The organism is Marinobacterium aestuariivivens (assembly GCF_042661465.1).
GTDB classification, from domain to species: Bacteria; Pseudomonadota; Gammaproteobacteria; order Pseudomonadales; family Balneatricaceae; genus Marinobacterium_A; species Marinobacterium_A aestuariivivens.
In genome coordinates this window covers 2,983,732-3,003,522 of sequence record NZ_JBHSWE010000001.1, presented here as the reverse complement: position 1 = coordinate 3,003,522, position 19,791 = coordinate 2,983,732, and the positions used below count along the sequence as shown (strand labels likewise).

Here is a 19,791-nt window from a genome sequence, read left to right as displayed (position 1 = left end):
CCTACAACCGTGCCGTCCAGCCGTCAGTATCGTCGACCACGGTGACGGTGTCGCCGGGGCGGATGGTGCCACCCTCGAGAATGCGGGCGCAGAGGCCCCCGATGCCGCGCATCGCATTGAAGCCGCCCGGCCCCAGCGCCGCCTCCATGCGCGAGCAGGGATGGCACTGGCCGGCGCCCTCCAGCAGCACCCCACCGATCCGAAAACACCGGCCGCCGAGCGCCTGCAGGCTGATGCCCCGCACCAGCAGGTTGCGACGCAGCAGACCCGGGTCGACGGCCTCGACGTGCAGCAGGGACGCCAGCACGGCCAGGTTTTCGGCCTGAAACAGCGTCACCTGGCGCTTGCTGTCGATGCGGCCGTGAAAGCGATCGCCCAGGATGCCCTCCCCCGGCACGAGCTCGGCCCGATCCAGGCTTCGCATCGGCTCGCCGCGGGACGGCCGTATCAGGATCTGCTCCAGTCGCCCCTGCTGGGGCAGGGTCGCCAGCAGCTTCGCCATATTGCCACGCATCGATCATTCTCCCGTCCAGGCCGCTTGCCGGAGCCGGGCCCGGCCTTATAATGATTTTTCAGGCCGTCTTCCAACAAGAACAGTCCGGTCACCCTCTCCGGTCAGGCCTCGATGGCAACCGGGACAACTCAAGGATAGAACGCATGACCTCACTGTTCCTGCTGATCGGCGCCCTGATGCTGATGCTCAGCATCCTTCTCAGACCCCTGCCCGACCGCATCGGCATGCCCATGCCTGAGCTGTTGTTCCTCGGCGTCGGGATGCCAGAAGCGCAAGGCGGTGACGCATGACCTCTCTGTTCCTGCTGATCGGGGCTCTGATGCTGATGCTCAGCATCCTTCTCAGTCCATTGTCGAACCGCATCGGCATGCCCATGCCTGTGCTGCTGTTCCTCGGCGTCGGGATGCCACAAGCGCAAGGCGGTGACGCATGACCTCACTGTTCCTGCTGATCGGCGCCCTGATGCTGATGCTCAGCATCCTTCTCAGACCCCTGCCCGACCGCATCGGCATGCCCATGCCTGTGCTGCTGTTCCTCGGCGTCGGGATGCCACAAGCGCAAGGCGGTGACGCATGACCTCACTGTTCCTGCTGATCGGCGCCCTGATGCTGATGCTCAGCATCCTTCTCAGACCCCTGCCCGACCGCATCGGCATGCCCATGCCTGTGCTGCTGTTCCTCGGCGTCGGGATGCCAGAAGCGCAAGGCGGTGACGCATGACCTCACTGTTCCTGCTGATCGGCGCCCTGATGCTGATGCTCAGCATCCTTCTCAGTCCATTGTCGAACCGTATCGGCATGCCGGTGCTGCTGCTGTTCCTCGGCGTCGGCATGCTGGCCGGTGAGGACGGTATTGGCCAGATCCAGTTCGACGATTTCGAAACCGCCTTTCTGGTCGGCAACCTGGCGCTGGCGGTGATCCTGCTCGACGGCGGCATGCGCACCCGCGGCGAAACCTTCAGGGTGGGTCTGCGGCCGGCGCTGGTACTGGCGACCCTCGGGGTACTGATCACCGCGCTGCTGACAGGCCTGGCGGCAATGCTGATCTTCGACCTGCCGCTGCTCGATGGGCTGCTGGTCGGCACTATCGTGTCTTCCACCGACGCCGCCGCGGTCTTCGCCCTGCTTCAGGGGCGCGGGCTCAACCTCAACACCCGTGTCGGCGCCACGCTCGAGATCGAGTCCGGCAGCAACGACCCTATGGCGATCTTCCTGACACTGGTGCTGATCCAGCTGATCACACTCGGCGATCAGGCATCGCTCTGGTCGGCCCCCTCATGCTGGCGCAGCAGTTCGGCATCGGCGCGCTCTGCGGCTGGCTGGGCGGACGCGCACTGGTCTTCCTGGTCAACCGCGTGGACCTGGTGACCGCGCTTTATCCGCTGCTGGTGACGGCCTCGGGCCTGGTGATCTTCGCCGGCACCAATGCGCTCGGCGGCAGCGGCTTCCTGGCGATCTATCTCGCGGGGGTCCTGCTCGGCAACGGGCGGGTACGGATGATGCCGGCGATCCTGCAGGTCCACGATGGCCTCGCCTGGCTGGCACAGCTCTGCATGTTCCTGATCCTGGGGCTGCTGGTCGACCCGTCCCAGCTGCTGCTGATCGCCCCCGGCTGCCTGCTGCTGGCCGCCGTGCTGATCCTGCTGGCACGCCCGCTGGCGGCCTTCGGCACCCTCTGGCCCTTCAAGTTCAATGTCCGGGAGCAGGGCTTTATCGCCTGGGTCGGACTGCGCGGTGCCGTGCCCATCGTCCTGGCCCTGTTTCCGGTCATGGCCGGGATTGAACAGGCCACGCTGCTGTTCAATATCGCCTTCGTCATCGTGCTGGTATCGCTGGTGATACAGGGCACCAGCCTGGCGCCGGTCGCCCGTCTGCTGAAGCTGGAGGTTCCGGGTCACGAAGAGGCGCACCGGCGCATTCCGATCGACGTGCCAGCGGTGGGCGAACACGAACTGCTGCTGTTCAGGCTCAGCGGCGAGCGCTGGCTGCGTCCGTCACCCCTGAGCGACCTGCGATTGCCGCCGGACAGCGGTATCGCCGCGGTCTTCCGCGACGGCCAGTACCTGCCGCCAGCTCCCACTACCGCACTGCAGGCGGACGACCTGATCGCGGTCCTCGCCCGGCCGGACCAGATCGACGCCCTCGGCCACCGTTTCAATGCGCCTCACGGCCCCAAACACCTGGCCGAAATGGCCTTCTTCGGCGAGTTCGTCCTCAACGGCGACGCACAGCTGGCCGATGTCGAACAGGTCTACGGCATCCGCGTCGAGCAGGAAGACCCGCAGCAGACGCTGTCGGCCTGCATCGCCCGCCACCAGCATGGTCATCCGGTGGTCGGCGACAGCCTGATGCTGGGCCCGGTGACCCTGGTGGTGAAGGAGGTCGAGGGCGATACGGTCACCCGGGTCGGCCTGAAGCTGCATTGACTGGCCGGCAAGGCCTACGCATCCTGCGTATTGTCCAAAGATGTAGGGTGGAATGAGCCTGCGAATTCCACCGGGTGGCGTTCCACCGGGTGGCGTTCCACCGGGTGGCGTTCCACCGGGTGGCGTTCCACCGGGTGGCGTTCCACCGGGTGGCGTTCCACCGGGCGGCGTTCCACCGGGTGGCGCTCTACCGGTGAATCGGATTCCAGGTGGCTGAAAGCGGCATGTAGGGTGGGTTACGGCACGCGCAATCCCTGTGCCGGCGGACAAAACGATGCCCTGCGTGCCTAACCCACCCTACGAAAAGCGTGCAGGTTCCGGGTGGCGTACGCGCTTGTCGCCATCATCGCCAGTCCCGGCAGCAACAGACTCGGACCGAAGCCTGCGAACTCGGTCAGCAGGCCGAACAGCAGACCTCCGATCGCGCCACCGCCAACATTGAGCGCACCCCAGAGGCTCATGACCCGACCGCGATAGGCACTGTCCAGCGAGATCTGAATCAGCGACTGGGTGGCAACGCCGCAGACGGTGGCGCAAAAACTCAGGGCCGTGACGATCAGCAGGCCGGACTCGAAACGCCCGCCAAGACTGAACAGTATCAGCAGCGCGCCGGAGCCGATCCCCGCCAGGCGCAATGCCAGCGGCAGCCGCTCCGTCCCGGAAGCCGACAGCAGCAGGCCGGCGATGATGGAGCCGAAGCCCGCCGCCGACGTCAGCGCCGCCAGCGCTTCGACGCCCCGGCCGTAGAGGCCGTCGGCCACCGCGGGCAATATCTCCAGCAGGCCGCGGCCGAAGATGGCGGCACAGCAGATCACCAGCAGCAGTCGGGCGATCAGGCTTTCACGCCGTGCATAACGCACCCCGGCGGCCAGATCCACCAGAAAGGCGCCCGGCGCCTTCCCGTCCCGCCGCCGGTGTTCATCGAGCCGCAGACAAAGTAACACCCCGGTCAGCGGCAGATAACAGGCACCGGTCACGGCGAACGATAGCGCACTGCCCTGAAGATTGATCAGCAGACCCGCGATCATCGGCCCGATAAAGCGCGCGCTGTTGAACAGGATCGCATTGATGGCAACGGCCCGTGACATGTTCGGCGCACTCACCAGCTCCGGCACCAGTGACAGCCGCACCGCCTGATAGGCGCTGTTGGTGATGCCGATTCCGAGCGCAAACAGCAATACGCCGGGCGCCCCGATGAGTCCGCCGGCCACCAGCACGGCAAGGCAAAAGCCGAAGGCACTGAGCATCAGGCTGATCAGCACCGCCGCGCGGCGCCGGTTGATACGATCGACCAGCACACCGAACAGCGGCCCCACCAGCACCACCGGGAAGAACATCAGGAAGGCCAGCAGCCCGAGCCAGGTCTCCGAGTGGGTCAGATCCCAGATCATCCAGCCCAGCGTCATGCGCTGGATCCAGATCCCCTGAGTCGAGAAGACGCTGCCGCAGAGGTAGGTCAGATAGTTGCGTTCGTGGAGGATCGAGGGTGGGTTCAAGGGGGACAGTGCTTGCCCCTCTACTTCTTCACCGCCGCGGTGACGGATACCTCGACCAGCAGCTCGGGGCGGGCCATGCGCGCTTCCACGCAGGCGCGGGCCGGGGCATGACCTTCCGGCACCCAGGCATCCCAGACCGCATTCATGCCCGCGAAATCCTTCATGTCACGGATATAGACGGTGGCCGACAGGATGTGCTCACGGTCGCTGCCGGCCTGCTCCAGCAGGCGGTCGACCTTGGCCAGCATGGTGCGGGTCTGCTCGGCGATATCGGCGCTGGCGTCTTCGGCTACCTGGCCACAGAGGTAGACGGTATCGTTGTGAATCACGATCCGGCTCATGCGCTGGCCGGTTTCCATGCGGGTAATGGTCATTCGGTCTTTCCTGTCGTTTTGCTTGAAAAACAGACCATTCTACCGTCCCCTAACGACACGGCCAGAAAGAAGCTTTCAAAAAGCGGCGTTTTCACAGCAAAATTCAATGAACTTGTACGACTGACAGCAAAACTTCCGTCTGCGGCCTCAGAGCCCCAGACGCGGAATTTCCAGAGCCGGACAGCGGTCCATCACCACTTCCATGCCCGCCGCTTCGGCGCGCTCGGCCGCCGGTTCGTTGATGACGCCCAGTTGCATCCAGACCGCCTTGGCATGGGCTGCGATGGCGTCGTCGACGGCGTCGCCGGCACCGACGGAATTGCGGAAGATATCGACCAGGTCGATCGGTTCGTCGATCTCCGCCAGCGAAGCCCGGACCGTCTGACCATGGATGGTGGAGCCCGCCTCATTGGGGTTCACCGGGATCACGCGATACCCCTTGGCCAGCAGGTAACCCATCACCTGATGGCTGGCCCGGTGCGGACGCGGGCTGGCGCCCACCAGGGCGATCGTCTTGCTGTTCACAAGGATATCGCGAATGATCTTATCGTTGCTCAAAACCATTACTCCTTGTCGACGGTACTGCATACCGGACATGAGGGATCTTTCTTCAATTTCAAGGTGCGCCAGTCCATGCTGTGGGCGTCCAGCAGCTGCAGCCGTCCGACCAGGGGCTTGCCGATGCCGGCCAGGACCTTCAGCGCTTCCATCGCCTGCACCGAACCGATGATGCCCACCAGCGGCGCCAGTACGCCCGACTCCGAGCAGGTGAGGCTCTCCTCCTCGCCTTCGCGGTAGAGGCACTGATAGCAGGGGGATTCCGGCTGGCGGGGGTCGTACACCGCCACCTGACCTTCGAGCCGGATGGCGGCGCCCGAGACCAGTGGACGGCCATGCCTGAAACAGGCACGGTTGATGGCGAATCGGGTACTGAAGTTGTCGCTGCAATCGACCACCAGATCAACGGTCTCGACCAGCTCATCCAGCCCCTGCGACGAGAGTCGCTCGTACAGTGTTTGGATCCCGACTTCGGGATTTAGTGCCGTCAGGGTTTCGCGGGCCGACTCCACCTTCGGCGAACCGATGCGCCCGCTATGGTGAATGATCTGCCGTTGCAGATTGCTCAGATCGACATCGTCGTCATCGACCAGCACCAGCTCGCCGACCCCGGCGGCCGCCAGGTACATGGCCACCGGGCTGCCGAGACCACCGAGACCGATGATCAGCACCCGGGACTTCAGCCAGGCCTCCTGCCCGTCGATTTCCACCTCAGGCAGCATGATCTGCCGGCTGTAACGCAGCAGCTGTTCATCGCTCAGCATGGGCGCTCTCCTCGTCGGATGAATGGGGGCGGCGGGCGCGGGTCACACGATCCCGGCCGCCGAGATCCTGCAGCGTCTCGACATCGTCATAACCGAGGCCGGCCAGCAGGTTGCGCACCGCCTCGCCCTGATCATAACCGTGTTCGAACAGCAGCCAGCCGCCCGGCAGCAAATGCCCCGGCGCCGGCGCGCGATCGACGCGATATCCGCCAGCCCGCGATCGTCGGCCACCAGCGCACTGCGGGGCTCGAAGCGCACATCCCCCTGTTCCAGATGGGGGTCGTCGGGGTCGATATAGGGCGGATTGCTGACGATCATCGCGAAGCGCCCGTCCAGCGGTTCGAACCAGCTGCCCTGGACGAAACGCGCGTTGGCGATGCCGAGCCGGGCACGGTTGCGCTCGGCCAGCGCCACCGCAGCGGCGATGCGATCGCAGCCGGACACCGTCCAGCCCGGCCTTTCACTGGCCAGCGCCAGTGCAATGGCGCCGGAGCCGGTACCCAGATCCGCGACCCGGCAGTCACCGTCGGGCAGCAGCGCCAGCGCCTGCTCTACCAGGGTCTCGGTATCGGGTCTTGGTATCAGGGTCGCCGGGCTGACCTCGAGGTCCAGGGTCCAGAAGCCGCGGCGGCCCGTTAAATGTGCCACCGGTTCGCCGGCCTGGCGCCGCGCCAGCAGAACCTCGAATTGCGCGGCCTGGGTCTCGTCGAGCGCCCGCTCAGGATGCATGAACAGATAGGTACGGCCGCAGCCGAGCAGATGGCAGAGCAACAGCTCGATATCCAGCCGCGGGCTGTCGCTGGCCGCGAGCTCGCTGGCCCTGACCAGCGCCTGGGCGATGTTCATCGGTCAGGGCTCGTCCGAGAGGGCACCGAGCTGCTCGGTCTGGTATTCCACCCGCAGCGGCTCGATCACGGCGCCCAGTTCGCCGGCCATCACTTCCTGCAGCTTGTACAGCGTCAGGTTGATGCGATGATCGGTGACCCGTCCCTGGGGATAGTTGTAGGTACGGATGCGCTCGGAGCGGTCGCCGCTGCCAACCAGACTCTTGCGGGTGCTGGCCTGCTGCGCCGCGTGACGCTCTTGCTCGGCCGCCTGCAGTCGTGCCGCGAGCAGCGACATCGCCCGGGCGCGGTTCTTGTGCTGGGAACGCTCGTCCTGGCATTCGACCACCACGCCCGTGGGTATATGGGTGATGCGGATCGCCGAATCGGTCTTGTTGACGTGCTGGCCGCCGGCGCCGGAGGCGCGGAAGGTATCGATGCGCAGATCGGCCTTGTTGATGGCGATCTCGGCGACCTCGTCCATTTCGGGCATCACCGCCACGGTACAGGCCGAGGTATGGATGCGCCCTGGGATTCGGTTTCCGGCACCCGCTGCACCCGGTGCGCGCCGGACTCGAACTTGAGCCTCGAGTAGACGTCCTGGCCCGCGACCCGGGTGATGATCTCCTTGTAGCCGCCATGCTCGCCCTCGCTGGCGCTGATCACCTCGATGCGCCAACCCTGCTGCTCGGCATAGCGGGAATACATCCGGAACAGGTCGCCGGCGAAGATCGCCGCCTCGTCACCGCCGGTACCGGCGCGGACTTCGAGAAAGACGTTGCGGGCATCGTTCGGATCCTTCGGCAGCAGCAGAATCTGCAGCTCGGCCTCCAGCTGCTCGATACGGGCACGGGCGCCGTCGATCTCGTCGCGGGCCATCTCCCGCATCTCGGGATCGCTGTCCTCGAGCATCAGCTCGGCTTCGGCGAGATCGTCGAGCGCGCCGCGATAGGCCGTGAAGCACTGTACCACCGGCTCCAGTTCTGCATATTCGCGCGACAGGTCGCGGAAGCGGTTCTGATCGGCGATGGTCTCGGCATCGCTCAGCAGCGCCGACACTTCTTCGTAACGGTCCGCGAGCCGCTCCAGTTTTTGACGGATTGAAGCTTTCATTTATTCGGGTCCAGCCGTATCGGTAAGCTGATAGAGTTCCTGCACCAGCTGAATCAGTTCCGCGCGGCCGTCGGCACTGGCCTTGCGCAACTGAATCGTCGGCGTATGCAGCATCTTGTTGGTCAGGCGGTTTGCCAGCAATGCCAGCACCTCTTCCGCCGGCTTGCCGTTGCGCAGCAGCTTCAGCGCCTGCTCCAGGGCTTCGTCCCGCTGCGCTTCGGCCTGGCCGCGCAGCGCCGTCAGGGTATCGACCGCTCCCAGCTCGCGCAGTTGCCGCATAAAGGTATCGGCACCCGTCTCGATGATCGCCTCGGCCTCGAGGGCCGCGCTCTCGCGTGAGCGCTGGTTCTCCTCGATCACCTCCTGCAGGTCGTCGACGCTGTAGAGATAGACGTCATCCAGCTCGCCGACCTGGGGCTCGATATCCCGCGGCACGGCGATGTCGACCATGAAGATGGGCCTGTGCTTGCGCTTTTTCAACGCCGCCTCGACCGCCCCCTTGCCCAGAATCGGCAACTGGCTCGCCGTGGAGGCGATCACGATATCGCTCTCGACCAGCGCCTGCGGAATGTCTCCGAGCAGTATCGCCTTGCCGCCGACCGACTCGGCCAGTGCGAGGCCCCGCCCAAGCGTACGGTTGGCGACCGTCATCGACTGCACGCCCGCCTGCTTCAGATGCCGCGCCACCAGCTCGATGGTTTCACCGGCGCCGATCAGCAGCGCGCGGCTCTGGCGCAGGTCCGAGAAGATATGCTGCGCCAGGCTGACGGCGGCATAGGCCACGGAGACGGGGTTCTGACCGATGGCGGTATCGGTGCGTACCTGCTTGGCAATGGCGAAGGTCTGCTGGAACAGCCGGCCCAGCTCGGCACCGACCAGCCCGTGCTCCTGCGACAGCGCATAGGCGGATTTCAGCTGACCGAGTATCTGCGGCTCCCCGAGCACCAGCGAATCCAGCCCGCTGGCCACCCGCATCATGTGACGCGCCGCCGCGTTGTCCCAGTACATGTAGGAGCACTGCTGCAACAGCGACGGGTCGAGCCGGTGATACTGACCGAGCCATTCGAGCAGGGCGCGGGAGCCCTCGAGGTCGGTGCTGCAATAGAGTTCCGTGCGGTTGCAGGTCGACAGAATCGCCATTTCCCGCAGTCGCACCGAGACACGGGCACGCTCCAGGGCATCGACCAGCTGCTCCGGCGTGAAAGCCACTTTTTCACGCACTTCGAGCGGTGCGGTCTTGTGGTTGATACCTAGCGCCAGTAGAGCCATGGAGATGTCGCACAACCTCTGCGGGATTAATCAGGCGCGTAATCATACACCTTCTTTACACCAAACAGAAAACCGGATGGCCGGAACTTTCCGCCGCCGGGCCGGCCCAACGGACGCATGACAATCCCCCGCGCCCTGCTCTATAGTGACCTGAATAACCTGAGGGATCGACCGTTAGCCCCATGAACAAGACTCTGTTCGGCACTTTGCTCGGCACCCTGCTCGTAGCGGGCTGCAGCTCTCAACCCACCCCCACCGAAAACGCAGCGCCCGTGGCACAGGAGCCGGTGCAGCAGATTCCCGGGGAATTCAACCGCGAGTCCCTCTACGAACTGCTGCGGGCCGAGATCGCCGGTCAGCGGCGCCAGTTCGACCTGGCGCTGGAGATCTACCTGGAGCAGGCACGCCTGACCGGGGACCCCGCCGTGGCCGAAAGAGCCACCCGTATCGCCCAGTACCTGCAGCGTCCGGACGAAATGCTGATCGCCGCCCGGCTCTGGCTCGAAAGCCAGCCGGACAACCCGGAGCCCTACCAGCTGGCCGCCGGGCTGCTGCTGCACCAGGGCGATTTCGAGGCCGCACTGCCGCTGATGGAGCAGGCAATGGCCGCCGACAGCCGTCAGGCGCTGGCACTGCTCAGTGGGCAGGCCGGCAATATGGCGCCGGCGGAGCTCGAAGGCTATATCGAGATGATCGGCCGCCAGCTCGCCAAAACACCCAATGACGGCAACCTGCTGCTGACCCGCGGCCAGCTGCTCAAGCAGCTGGACAGAACCGACGAGGCGCTGGCCGATTTCGACCGCGCCCTGGAGCTCAATCCGGACAACCTCGATGCCGTGATGCTCAAGGCCGAACTGCTGCGGCTCAGCGATCGCAGCCGTGAGGCCCTGGCGCTGATTCGCCCCTATCAGCAGACGCTGGGTGACAACCGCCAGGTCCAGGTCCTCCATGTGCAGCTGCTGTTCCAGAGCGACGCCATGGACGCGGGTGTGCGCGCGGCACGCAATCTGACGCTGCGCTTTCCCGACGACAACCAGCTGCACTACTACCTGGCACTGCTGATGCTGGAAAACGACCGCCTCAACGACAGCCGCAGGGTGCTGGAGACGCTGGTCGAAAACGACCCCGAAAATACCGCACCGCACTTCTACCTGGGCTATATCGCCCAGACCCAGGGGCGCAACGAGCAGGCCATCGAGCATTACGGGCGGGTCGAGGAAGGCCCCAATCTGTTCCAGTCCTATGCCCGCACCCTGAGCCTGCTCGATCGAGACGAGGACCGTGCACGCATCGAACTGGTGCTCGAGGATGCCCGCGCCCGCTTCCCGGAACTTGCCGCGCGTCTCTACAACCTCGAAGCCGAATGGCTCAACCTGCACGACCAGCGCGACGACGCGCTGAGCCTGCTGGACCAGGCGATCGACGAGCTCGGCAATGACGTCGCCCTTCTATATACCCGGGCGATGCTCATCGAACCGGACAACTTCGCACAGATGGAAAGGGATCTGCGCCAGGTGCTGGAACTGGAACCGGATAATGCCAGTGCCCTGAACGCCCTGGGTTATACCCTGACGATCCATACCGAGCGTTACGACGAAGCCTACCGGCTGATCGCCCAGGCCCTGGAGCTGAAACCCGACGACCCGGCGATCCTCGACTCGATGGGCTGGATACTGTTCAAGCTGGAGCGTTATCCGGAAGCCATCCGCTATCTGCAGCAGGCCTATGACAGCTACCCGGACCCCGAGGTCGCCAGCCACCTGATCCGCGCCTACTGGGCCGACGGCCAGCAGAACCGGGCGCGGGAACTGCTGGAACAGCACCTGAGCGAAGATCCACAGAACGAGCACCTGCGCGAAGCGGTGAATGCGGTGGGGATGCCCTGATGCGCCTCGGCTGCACCCTGATGCTGGCGCTGATACTGGCCGGCTGCAGCACCTTCAAGCCGCAGACGCCCATGCCCGGCAGCGGCAGCTGGGAAGACTACCAGCGCCGGGCCCTGGCCCTCGAAACCTGGGCGCTGGACGGCAAGATAGGCATCCGCACCGGTCAAGACAGCCATTCGGCACGGCTGCAGTGGCAGCAGCGCCCGGGCGACTACCGCATCCTTATCAGCGGCCCGCTCGGTCAGGGCGGCGCCCTGATCGAAGGTTCGGACCAGGGCGTCATCATCGACGTGGCCGGCGAGGGGCGCTACCGGGCCTCGAGCCCGGAGGGGCTGCTGCAGGAGCTGCTCGGCTGGAGCTTCCCGGTACAGCAGGCCACCTACTGGGTCCGCGGTCTGCCGGCACCGGGACTCCCCTACAGCCCCGGGTTCCGGGAAAATCGCCTGGAAACCCTTGAACAGGGCGGATGGTTGATCCATTATTCGGGCTATTCGCAGCAGGGCGACCCCGGTCTCCCCGAACGGATTCGGCTGCGGCGCGCCGATCTCACCATCACGGTAATTATCAAGGACTGGGAGCTGTCCTCGGCGACAGAATCGCAAAGCAAGCCCCTTTGAGCCATTTCAGGGTTGACCTGGGGTTTCTGTTTTTGCAGAATATGCGCCTTCTTTCGGGAGGCAAACCTCCAAAAGGAGAGATACTGGGGTATCGCCAAGCGGTAAGGCACTGGATTCTGATTCCAGCATGCGGAGGTTCGAATCCTCCTACCCCAGCCATTTGCTCATGAATTACTCCCTGTCAGATACGAATTCCAACTCCGAACCTACCGAGAAGGTGCTCGCCGTGTCTAGAATGATGGTCTTCACCGGCAACGCGAACCCGGAACTCGCTCAGAAAGTCGTCGAGCGCCTCGACATCCCGATGGGCAAGGCCCAGGTCGGCCGATTCAGCGACGGCGAAGTGAGCGTAGAAATCCAGGAAAACGTGCGCGGCAAGGATGTCTTCATCATCCAGTCGACCTGTGCTCCGACCAACGACAACCTGATGGAGTTGATCGTGCTGGCAGATGCCCTGCGCCGGGCCTCGGCCACCCGCATTACCGCGGTTGTGCCCTACTTCGGCTACGCCCGCCAGGACCGCCGCCCCCGTTCCGCCCGTGTCGCCATCAGCGCCCGTGTCGTCGCCGACATGATCTCGGCCGTCGGCATCGACCGCGTCCTGACGGTGGACCTGCACGCCGACCAGATCCAGGGCTTCTTCGACACGCCGGTGGACAACGTCTACGGCTCTCCGGTCCTGCTCGACGACATCATCGACCAGCAGTACGAGAATGTCATGGTGGTCTCGCCGGACGTCGGCGGCGTGGTCCGAGCCCGCGCCATCGCCAAGCAGCTCGACTGCGACCTGGCGATCATCGACAAGCGCCGCGAGCGCGCCAACGAATCCCAGGTGATGAACATCATCGGTGACGTCGAAGGCCGCACCTGCATCCTGGTCGACGACATGTGCGATACCGCCGGCACCCTGTGCAAGGCCGCCAAGGCGCTGAAACAGAACGGTGCCGCCAAGGTTTACGCCTACGCCACCCACCCGGTTCTGTCCGGTCCGGCGGTACAGAATCTGACCGGCAGCGAACTGGACGAACTGGTCGTCACCGACACCATCCCGCTGTCCGACGCCGCCAGGAACTGCCCGAAAGTGCGCCAGCTGACCCTTGCGCCGATGCTGGCGGAGGCGGTGCGCCGCGTCTGCAACGAAGAATCCATCAGCGCGATGTTCCGCTAAGCGGAACCGCCTGAACCGCACCGCCGCGGATGCGACGGTGTTACAGCCCACAAGGGCACCGCACTGCTGCAAGACCTTGGTCGCGAGGTGTTGCAGCTTTTATTTATTGAAGGAAACATCATGACCAACTTTGTAATCGAAGCTGTATCCCGCGAGGACCAGGGGAAAGGTGCGAGCCGCCGCCTGCGTGCTCAGCGTCAGATTCCGGGCGTCGTCTACGGCGGTGCCGAAGACAAGAACCCGGTATCCATCGCCGTCTCCGCCAACGAGCTGTACAAGCAGCTGGACGACCAGTCGTTCTTCTCGTCCATCCTGACGCTGAAGCTGAACGGCGCCGAGCAGAAAGTCATCATCCGTGACCTGCAGCGCCACCCGTCCAAGCCGGTTGTCCTGCACGCCGACTTCCAGCGCGTCACCGACGATAGCAAGATCCGCATCACCGTGCCGCTGCAGTTCGTCAACTTCGAAAAGTCCGCTGCCTCCAAGGCCGCTGCCAAGTTCGCCGTTGAGAAGAACACCGCCGAGATCCTCTGCCGTGCCGACCAGCTGCCGGAAGGCCTGAGCGTCGACCTGACCAACGCCGAAGCCGGCCAGGTTCTCCACCTGTCCGACATCAGCCTGCCGGAAGGTGTCGAAATCGTCGCTCTGCGTCGCGGCGAAGACCACGACCAGGGTATCGGTTACGTCTACGCTCCGCGCGGCGCCAAAGCCGGCAAGTAAGGCAACAGCCTGAGGCGCCGGCATGAATGACAGGATCCAGTTGATCGTCGGGCTCGGAAATCCGGGCGACAAGTATCATCAGACCCGCCATAATGCCGGCGCCGATTTCGTCGAGCAGCTCGCTGCCCGGCACAGCTGCAAGCTGATACCGGAACGCAAGTTCCAGGGACAGTACGGCAAGATCGTCGTCGACGGTCGGCCGATCCACCTGCTGATCCCCCATACCTTCATGAATTTGAGTGGTCAGGCCGTTGCGGCTCTGGCGACTTTCTACAAGATTCCCGTCGAAGCCATCCTGGTTGCCCACGACGAACTCGACCTGCCCCCGGCGTAGCCCGCTTCAAGCGCGGCGGCGGCCATGGCGGTCACAACGGTCTGCGCGACATCATCACCCGGCTCGGGAATGAGAAGAATTTCTACCGTCTGCGTCTCGGAATCGGCCACCCTGGCCACAGCAGCCAGGTCAGCGCCTTCGTGCTGAAAAAGGCGCCGTCCGGCGAGCGGGACAAGACCCTCGCCGCCAGCGACGAAGCCCTGCGCTACCTGGACGATGCCGTCGCCGGCGAATGGGCCCGGGCAATGAACGGGCTGCACAGTTTCCAAGCTTAATCGACAGGACCACCATCATGGGTTTCAAATGCGGTATCGTCGGCCTGCCCAACGTGGGCAAGTCCACCCTGTTCAATGCACTGACCAAGGCGGGAATCGACGCCGAGAACTTCCCGTTCTGCACCATCGAGCCCAATGCGGGCGTGGTCCCGATGCCGGACCCGCGCCTCGACCGGCTCGCCGAGATCGTCAAGCCTGAACGGGTGATCCCGACCACCATGGAGTTCGTCGATATCGCAGGCCTGGTCGCCGGCGCTTCCAAGGGCGAGGGCCTGGGCAACAAGTTCCTGGCCAACATCCGCGAAACCGATGCCATTGCCCATGTCGTGCGCTGCTTCGAGGATGAGAACGTCATCCACGTCGCCAACCGCATTCATCCGCTCGAGGATATCGAAACCATCAACCTGGAACTGGCGATGGCGGATCTCGACTCGGTCGAGAAGCAGCTGCAGCGCGTGACCCGTACCGCCAAGGGCGGCGACAAGGATGCCATCCGCGCCAAGGCGCTGCTCGAAAAGCTGCTGCCGCACCTGAGCGAAGGCCATCCGGTCCGCTCGCTGGCACTGGACGACGACGAGCGCAAACTGGTGCGCAGCTTCCATCTGCTGACCACCAAGCCGACCCTCTATATTGCCAACGTCGCCGAGGACGGTTTCGAGGACAACCCCTACCTGGATCAGGTTCGCAAACTGGCGGCCGCCGAAGGCGCCGAGATCGTCGCGATCTGCAACAAGCTGGAGTCCGAAATCGTCGAACTCGACGATGAGGAACGCCGAGTTCCTGCAGGACCTGGGCATGGAAGAGCCGGGCCTCGACCGCGTGATCCGTGCCGGCTACAACCTGCTGGGCCTGCAGACCTACTTCACGGCCGGAGTCAAGGAAGTCCGCGCCTGGACCGTCAAGGTCGGCGCCACCGCCCCCAGGCCGCCGGCGTGATCCACACCGATTTCGAAAAGGGCTTCATCCGCGCCGAAGTCATCGGGTACGAAGACTTCGTCACCTACAACGGCGAGCAGGGCGCCAAGGAAGCCGGCAAGTGGCGTCTCGAAGGCAAGGAATACATCGTCAAGGACGGCGACGTCATCCACTTCCGCTTCAACGTCTGATAAATGCTTCGCCCGCGGAGCGGGCTCCACAGGGTTACAACGGGCCTCCCACCTTAGTGGGAGGCCCGTCTCCGGACGAACCGGCGACTTGACCGGCCATCTTGGCAATAAGCGATTCGCGCGAGACTTTTTCCGGCCAAGCTGTTGACAGCAAAGCAAAAACAGAGAATAATTCGCGACCTCGACAGGGCAAGGCAATGTAGCTCAGTTGGTTAGAGCAACGCATTCATAATGCGTGGGTCGCAGGTTCGAGTCCCGCCATTGCCACCATTTCCGGGTTTTCATATCGATTCCGGATGCTCGTTTTGTCGAAATGCAGGGGTATAGCCAAGCGGTAAGGCAACGGGTTTTGATCCCGTCATGCGGAGGTTCGAATCCTCCTACCCCTGCCAACATCGTGGCAATGTAGCTCAGTTGGTTAGAGCAACGCATTCATAATGCGTGGGTCGCAGGTTCGAGTCCCGCCATTGCCACCATTCTGAAAGAACCGGTTGTTGGGATGCATATTCGAACAATCTGAAGCTTCGGGAATCCCGGCGTATCGGCCACCATTCCAGCGAAGCTGAAAGCTTTCAGTTCGTCTACTGGGGTATCGCCAAGCGGTAAGGCACTGGATTCTGATTCCAGCATGCGGAGGTTCGAATCCTCCTACCCCAGCCATTTTCCTGCAGCCGCAAGCGTCACACTGAAAGTATCCTCCCCCGCTTCTGATCTCCTGACAGCCCCAGGCAAACCCGCTACACTTTCCAGAACCCGGCCAATGGTTAGACGGTTACTGGAAGCCTCAGATGTCCGACTCGAATGAATTGAGCAGTACGAGCGATACGCCCATTGTAGCGGCCGAAGGCAGCGAACGCCGTCGCCTGCGCAAGAACGTCCATATTCTGTTTCTCGGCCTGAGCCCGCAGGACACCGATCCGATCATATCACTGCTGCGCACCGCCCGCCTGGCTCCGCGCGGCCGCCAGATCGAGCAGGAACGCGACTTCCTCGAGGCCCTGAGCGAAAGATCCTGGGACCTGATCATCTGCTCGCCCAACGAAGGCGAGCTCAAGAACAGTCGCGTGCTGCATCACCTGACGCGCCTCGACAAGGATATCCCGGTTATCCAGCTGACCGACGAGGTCGATTGCGCTCGCAGGGTGAAAGGCCTCAAGGAGGGCATGCGCGCCGTTATCGGCAAGCAGGACAACGAACTGCTCCTGCTGACGCTGCAGCAGGAGCTTGAAAGCCTGGAAACCCGTCGCCTGCTGCGCCTGGCCGAGTCGCGCCTGGCCGATGCCGAGCGGCGCTGCCAGCAACTGATGGAAGTGTCCAGCCATGGCATCGCCTGTCTCGAGGGCGACAGGATTTTCTATGCCAACCCCTGTTTCTGCCACCTGTTCGGATACGACAACAGCAGTGCACTGACCAACCTGCCGTTCGAACAGCTGGTGATCTCGGAAGACCGCGACGAGCTCAACGAGCAGCTACAGGCCTTCAAGGAGGCCCGGCGCAAGGACATGCTGATGCAACTGTCGGCCGAGCGCGCCGACGGCAGCAACTTCGTGGCCAATCTCGAGATGCAGGAAGCCCGATTCGAAGACCGCAGCTGCGTGCTGCTGACGATCCGCCCGGACCGGCAGTTCCGCGAGCTGCAGCAGGCCGCCCAGCAGGACCTGGTCACCGGCCTCTATAACCGCCAGTTCCTGCAGCACAGCCTCGACGAGGTGATTCAGCATGCGCTTGACGGGGGCCACGACTGCAACCTGCTGTATGTCAGCATCGACCAGTACAACATCATCCGTTCGGAAATCGGCTTCGAGGGCTGCGATCAGGTTGCGCGGGATATCGCCGACATCCTGCGCAGGCACATCAACCGGGCCCACCTGATCGCCCGTCCGAGCGACGACATCTTCGTCGTCATTTTCCGCGACCCGAGCCCGGACAAGTCGATCAGGCTGGCGAGGAAACTCTGCGAAGCCATTGCCGACAACACCACCACCGTCAACAACACGCTGCTCCATGTGACCTGCTCGATCGGCGTCACCACCATCAACGACAATGCGCCACGCCCCGAGGAACTGGTGTCCCGGGCACGCATGGCGGCCGAGAGCCTGCGCGGCCGCCAGGGCGGCGGCAACGGCGTCAAGCTCTACACGGTGGAAGTGCAGAAAGCCAGCGATACCAAGACCGCTCGCATGCTGCGCGACGCCATCAAGGCCCAGCGCTTCCGTCTGCTGTTCCAGCCCGTTGTAGCGCTGCACTCCGAAACCGACATCAATCATTACGAGGTGCTGCTGCGCCTGCTGGACCCGGAGAGTCGCGAGATCTCTCCCAATATCTTCCTCGCCACCGTCGATCATGCCGAGCTGAGCCAGCAGATGGACCGCTGGGTCATTCAGGAAAGCCTGCGCGAACTGCGCGACGAACTCGAGAAGGGCAAGCGCAACCGGCTGTTTATCACCATTACCGGCAGTACGCTGAAGGACAAGGAGCTGGTCGGCTGGCTTTCGGAGACACTGCGCGAATTCCGCCTTCCGGCCGACCGCATCGTCTTTCAGCTCAGCGAGACGGACATTTCCTCACAGCTGCCCGCCGCAACCGAATTCGCCCGCGCCGTTCAGGAGATGCACGGCCATGTCTGCATCAAGCATTTCGGCACCTCCACCAGCTACAAGGAGGTGATCAAGGCGATCCCGGCCGACTATATCAAGATCGACGGCTCCTATGTTCAGGACCTGGCCAGCGGCCAGGCCCATGACAAGAGCTTCAGCCGCATGGTGGAACAGCTCAACGGCATGGACAAGGTGACCATCGCCCCACTGGTCGAAGGCACCAAGGTAATGAGCAAGCTGTGGAAATCGGGCGTCAACTTCATCCAGGGCTACTACCTGCAGCCGCCCCGCGAACGCATGGATTACGACTTTTTCGAGCATTGAGCTTTTAAGCGCCGGCGAAATAAAAAACGGCTTCCGAGGGGAAGCCGTTTTACCAGATGACTGTGGGAGCGGCTGAAGCCGCTCCCACAGTCACACGATCGTATCGCGGTCGCGGAAGCCGATCAGGTAGAGAATGCCGTCGAGACCGAGGGTCGAGATCGCGTGACGGGCGCTCTGGCGCACCAGCGGCTTGGCGCGAAAGGCAATACCCAGGCCCGCGATACCGAGCATCGGCAGGTCATTGGCGCCATCGCCGACGGCGATGGTCTGCTCCAGCTTCACGCCTTCCTTTTCCGCGATCTCGCGCAGCAGTTCGGCCTTGCGCTGGCCATTGACAATGCTCCCCCTGACCTCGCCGGTCACCTTGCCGTCGACGATATCCAGCTCGTTGGCATGAACGTAGTCGAAACCGAGCTTCTGTTGCAGGCGGTTGGCGAAATAGGTGAAGCCGCCGGAAAGGATCGCGGTCTTGAAACCCAGCGCCCGCAGGTTGGAGACCAGGGCCTCGGCCCCCTCGGTCAGCGGCAGGCGCTCGGCGATACGCTCGAGCACCGATGCATCCAGCCCCTTGAGCAGCGCCACGCGGCGGCGGAAGCTCTCGTCGAAGTCGATCTCGCCGCGCATCGCCGCTTCGGTGATCGCCACGACCTGGTCGCCGACGCCGGCCTCCTTCGCCAGCTCGTCGATGACCTCGGCCTCGATCAGGGTCGAGTCCATGTCGAATACCACCAGACGACGGTTGCGGCGGTAGATATTGTCTTCCTGGAAAGCGATGTCGACGTCGAGCTCGCTGGCTGCATGCAGGAACTCCTCACGCAGCACCCTGTTGTCCCGCGGCACCCCGCGGACCGAAAACTCGACGCAGGCCTTGGCCCGATCATTGGCCCCGGACTGTTCGCGCAGCGAGATACGCCCCGAGAGGCGATTGATGCTGTCGATGTTGAGATCGTGACTGGCGGCGATCTCGGTAACCCGGGCGATATGTTCAGAGGTGATGCGGCGCGCCAGCAGCGTGATGATATGACGCGACTTGCCCTGGACCCCGACCCAGGACTCGTACGCCTGCTCCTCGACCGGTTCGAAGCGGACGGTCATCTGCAGCTCGTGCGCCTTGAACAGCAGGTCCCGCAACACCGGCGACGACTCGGCAGCCTGCGGCACTTCGATCAGCATTCCCAGTGACAGGGTGTTGTGAATCACCGCCTGGCCGATATCGAGTATATTGATCTTGTAGCGTGCCAGTATGGCACTCATGGCAGAGGTCACGCCCGGCTTGTCGGTACCGGAGACGGTCATCAGGATTATTTCTTTCACGGCGGGTTCCATTCTGGGCGCCTTCACAGGCGCGGCGGACACGGGATACTATCGGGCGGAATATATTAACCCATCGACGCCACGCCGGCACCTGGCAGGGATCAGAGGACGCAC

At 63.7% G+C, this 19,791-nt stretch carries 19 protein-coding genes, 5 tRNA genes and 4 pseudogenes; 18 read left to right on the top strand and 10 right to left on the bottom strand.

The window, feature by feature from the left end; all coding sequences use genetic code 11:
- Position 1: 1 nt before the first annotated feature.
- Entirely contained in the window at positions 2-514 is a 513-nt protein-coding gene (locus tag ACFQDL_RS15575) for an MOSC domain-containing protein (RefSeq protein WP_379909842.1), read from the bottom strand.
- 143 nt (positions 515-657) lie between these two features.
- Here ACFQDL_RS15575 and ACFQDL_RS15570 point away from each other — a divergent pair, with 143 nt between their 5' ends.
- From ACFQDL_RS15570 to ACFQDL_RS15545, 6 genes are read left to right on the top strand one after another with little or no spacing between them, the layout of a single operon-like run.
- Entirely contained in the window at positions 658-804 is a 147-nt protein-coding gene (locus ACFQDL_RS15570) for a hypothetical protein (RefSeq protein ID WP_379909841.1), read from the top strand.
- On the top strand, positions 801-947 hold the full coding sequence (locus ACFQDL_RS15565; protein WP_379909839.1) for a hypothetical protein: 147 nt from the start codon (positions 801-803) through the stop codon (positions 945-947). The genes ACFQDL_RS15570 and ACFQDL_RS15565 overlap by 4 nt, the downstream gene beginning before the upstream one ends.
- Positions 944-1,090, top strand: coding sequence for a hypothetical protein (locus ACFQDL_RS15560; RefSeq protein WP_379909838.1), 147 nt, complete (start codon positions 944-946; stop codon positions 1,088-1,090). The genes ACFQDL_RS15565 and ACFQDL_RS15560 overlap by 4 nt, the downstream gene beginning before the upstream one ends.
- A complete protein-coding gene (locus tag ACFQDL_RS15555; RefSeq protein ID WP_379909837.1) occupies positions 1,087-1,233 on the top strand; it encodes a hypothetical protein in 147 nt (48 codons plus the stop codon). Before ACFQDL_RS15560 ends, ACFQDL_RS15555 begins: the two co-directional genes overlap by 4 nt.
- Positions 1,230-1,880, top strand: coding sequence for a cation:proton antiporter domain-containing protein (locus tag ACFQDL_RS15550; protein ID WP_379909835.1), 651 nt, complete (start codon positions 1,230-1,232; stop codon positions 1,878-1,880). The genes ACFQDL_RS15555 and ACFQDL_RS15550 overlap by 4 nt, the downstream gene beginning before the upstream one ends.
- Positions 1,790-2,938, top strand: a complete 1,149-nt coding sequence (locus ACFQDL_RS15545) for a potassium/proton antiporter (RefSeq protein ID WP_379909834.1) — start codon at positions 1,790-1,792, stop codon at positions 2,936-2,938. Before ACFQDL_RS15550 ends, ACFQDL_RS15545 begins: the two co-directional genes overlap by 91 nt.
- Before the next feature lie 14 nt (positions 2,939-2,952).
- Here the strand turns inward: ACFQDL_RS15545 and ACFQDL_RS15540 are convergent, their stop codons facing one another.
- From ACFQDL_RS15540 to hemA, 8 genes and pseudogenes are all read right to left on the bottom strand, one after another.
- Positions 2,953-3,114 carry a hypothetical protein gene (locus ACFQDL_RS15540; RefSeq protein WP_379909833.1) on the bottom strand — a complete coding sequence of 54 codons (162 nt, stop codon included), beginning with the start codon at positions 3,112-3,114 and terminating at the stop codon, positions 2,953-2,955.
- Between the two features lie 111 nt (positions 3,115-3,225).
- Positions 3,226-4,434: an MFS transporter gene (locus tag ACFQDL_RS15535; RefSeq protein WP_379909832.1), complete on the bottom strand. Its 1,209-nt coding sequence runs from the start codon at positions 4,432-4,434 to the stop codon at positions 3,226-3,228.
- A gap of 20 nt (positions 4,435-4,454) precedes the next feature.
- Positions 4,455-4,808 (bottom strand): RidA family protein, encoded by a 354-nt coding sequence (locus tag ACFQDL_RS15530; RefSeq protein ID WP_379909831.1) that lies wholly within the window; start codon positions 4,806-4,808, stop codon positions 4,455-4,457.
- Between the two features lie 147 nt (positions 4,809-4,955).
- On the bottom strand, positions 4,956-5,372 hold the full coding sequence (locus ACFQDL_RS15525) for a CoA-binding protein (protein ID WP_379909830.1): 417 nt from the start codon (positions 5,370-5,372) through the stop codon (positions 4,956-4,958).
- Entirely contained in the window at positions 5,372-6,130 is a 759-nt protein-coding gene (locus ACFQDL_RS15520; protein WP_379909829.1) for a molybdopterin-synthase adenylyltransferase MoeB, read from the bottom strand. The genes ACFQDL_RS15525 and ACFQDL_RS15520 overlap by 1 nt, the downstream gene beginning before the upstream one ends.
- Positions 6,117-6,976: pseudogene (gene prmC / locus ACFQDL_RS15515) on the bottom strand (peptide chain release factor N(5)-glutamine methyltransferase). The gene ACFQDL_RS15520 and the pseudogene prmC overlap by 14 nt, the downstream one beginning before the upstream one ends.
- Positions 6,977-6,979: 3 nt before the next feature.
- A pseudogene (gene prfA, locus ACFQDL_RS15510) lies at positions 6,980-8,067 on the bottom strand (peptide chain release factor 1).
- A complete protein-coding gene (gene hemA / locus ACFQDL_RS15505) occupies positions 8,068-9,336 on the bottom strand; it encodes a glutamyl-tRNA reductase (protein WP_379909828.1) in 1,269 nt (422 codons plus the stop codon).
- A gap of 182 nt (positions 9,337-9,518) precedes the next feature.
- Between hemA and ACFQDL_RS15500 the strand changes: the two genes are divergently transcribed.
- From ACFQDL_RS15500 to ACFQDL_RS15445, 12 genes and pseudogenes are all read left to right on the top strand, one after another.
- Positions 9,519-11,222: a tetratricopeptide repeat protein gene (locus ACFQDL_RS15500; protein ID WP_379909827.1), complete on the top strand. Its 1,704-nt coding sequence runs from the start codon at positions 9,519-9,521 to the stop codon at positions 11,220-11,222.
- On the top strand, positions 11,222-11,839 hold the full coding sequence (lolB, locus tag ACFQDL_RS15495; protein ID WP_379909826.1) for a lipoprotein insertase outer membrane protein LolB: 618 nt from the start codon (positions 11,222-11,224) through the stop codon (positions 11,837-11,839). Before ACFQDL_RS15500 ends, lolB begins: the two co-directional genes overlap by 1 nt.
- Before the next feature lie 84 nt (positions 11,840-11,923).
- Positions 11,924-11,998: transfer RNA gene (locus ACFQDL_RS15490), tRNA-Gln, on the top strand.
- A gap of 67 nt (positions 11,999-12,065) precedes the next feature.
- On the top strand, positions 12,066-13,007 hold the full coding sequence (locus ACFQDL_RS15485; protein WP_379909825.1) for a ribose-phosphate pyrophosphokinase: 942 nt from the start codon (positions 12,066-12,068) through the stop codon (positions 13,005-13,007).
- Between the two features lie 120 nt (positions 13,008-13,127).
- On the top strand, positions 13,128-13,727 hold the full coding sequence (locus ACFQDL_RS15480) for a 50S ribosomal protein L25/general stress protein Ctc (RefSeq protein WP_379909824.1): 600 nt from the start codon (positions 13,128-13,130) through the stop codon (positions 13,725-13,727).
- A 22-nt stretch (positions 13,728-13,749) separates the two neighbouring features.
- Positions 13,750-14,336, top strand: a pseudogene (gene pth, locus ACFQDL_RS15475) (aminoacyl-tRNA hydrolase).
- Between the two features lie 17 nt (positions 14,337-14,353).
- Positions 14,354-15,442: pseudogene (gene ychF, locus ACFQDL_RS15470) on the top strand (redox-regulated ATPase YchF).
- 193 nt (positions 15,443-15,635) lie between these two features.
- Positions 15,636-15,712 (top strand) — tRNA-Met (locus tag ACFQDL_RS15465).
- A gap of 47 nt (positions 15,713-15,759) precedes the next feature.
- A tRNA-Gln gene (locus tag ACFQDL_RS15460) sits at positions 15,760-15,834 on the top strand.
- 7 nt (positions 15,835-15,841) lie between these two features.
- Positions 15,842-15,918: transfer RNA gene (locus ACFQDL_RS15455), tRNA-Met, on the top strand.
- A gap of 109 nt (positions 15,919-16,027) precedes the next feature.
- Positions 16,028-16,102: transfer RNA gene (locus ACFQDL_RS15450), tRNA-Gln, on the top strand.
- 128 nt (positions 16,103-16,230) lie between these two features.
- The gene (locus tag ACFQDL_RS15445; protein WP_379909823.1) at positions 16,231-18,363 is read left to right on the top strand and encodes an EAL domain-containing protein; all 2,133 of its coding nucleotides are present in this window, start codon (positions 16,231-16,233) and stop codon (positions 18,361-18,363) included.
- A gap of 90 nt (positions 18,364-18,453) precedes the next feature.
- On the opposite strand, the gene serB is transcribed toward ACFQDL_RS15445, so the two are convergent.
- Positions 18,454-19,677: a phosphoserine phosphatase SerB gene (serB, locus tag ACFQDL_RS15440; RefSeq protein ID WP_379909822.1), complete on the bottom strand. Its 1,224-nt coding sequence runs from the start codon at positions 19,675-19,677 to the stop codon at positions 18,454-18,456.
- Positions 19,678-19,791 lie beyond the last annotated feature (114 nt).